At 63.1% G+C, this 921-nt stretch carries 1 protein-coding gene; it reads left to right on the plus strand.

What is annotated here, in order from left to right:
• Window positions 1-737: IS3 family transposase (locus tag RCF13_RS13885; RefSeq protein ID WP_308141264.1), on the plus strand; the 737-nt coding region annotated here is incomplete at its 5' end.
• Between the last annotated feature and the right edge of the window lie 184 nt (window positions 738-921).

A 921-nucleotide genomic window follows, 5' to 3' on the forward strand; every position in this document is an offset into this window, starting at 1 on the left:
AGGAGAACCATCGCGTCTACGGCGCCGACAAGGTGTGGCGACAACTGAACCGAGAGGGCGTGGCGGTGGCCCGCTGCACAGTCGAACGCCTGATGCGCGCCCAGGGCCTGCAAGGCGTGCGGCGTGGCAAGCGACTGCGAACGACCATCGCTGACGATGCAGCGAGCCGTCCGTTGGATCGGGTCAACCGGGAGTTCCGGGCCGATCGGCCCAATCAGCTCTGGGTCTCGGACTTCACCTACGTCTCGACCTGGCGGGGCTGGCTGTACGTGGCCTTCGTCATCGACGTCTACGCCCGGCGCATCGTCGGCTGGCGCGTGAGCCAATCCATGACGACGGACTTCGTGCTCGATGCGCTGGAGCAGGCCTTATACGCCCGCCAGCCTGGCAACGATGGTTCTCTAATCCACCACTCCGATAGGGGATCGCAGTACGTCAGCATCCGCTATAGCGAGCGCCTGGCCGAGGCCGGCATCGAGCCATCCGTGGGCAGCCGTGGCGACAGCTACGACAACGCCTTGGCCGAGACCATCAACGGCTTGTACAAGGCCGAGTTGATCCATCGCCGCGCACCCTGGAAAACCAGGGAATCTGTCGAACTGGCAACGCTGGAATGGGTCGCCTGGTTCAACCATAAACGCCTGCACTCATCCATCGGCTATATCCCGCCGGCCGAGGCTGAGGCAAACTACTACAACCAACTCGGCAAACCTGCCGACGAGGCTGTTTTACTTTAACCAAACAGCCTCCGCGAAATCCGGGGCGATTCACTGCGCCCGGACAGCGCAGGCCGTACTCCGGGGGGCTTAAGGAGCGAACATGACGCCAACTCACGAGGCTTCCACAAGCTCGGTGGTGAGCGACGACGAAGTCGCCGCCATGATTACCGGCAAGGAAGGGCTGCGGGTGCTGTTGCAACCG

This window comes from Stenotrophomonas maltophilia group sp. RNC7 (assembly GCF_030910085.1).
Lineage (GTDB): Bacteria > Pseudomonadota > Gammaproteobacteria > Xanthomonadales > Xanthomonadaceae > Stenotrophomonas > Stenotrophomonas sepilia.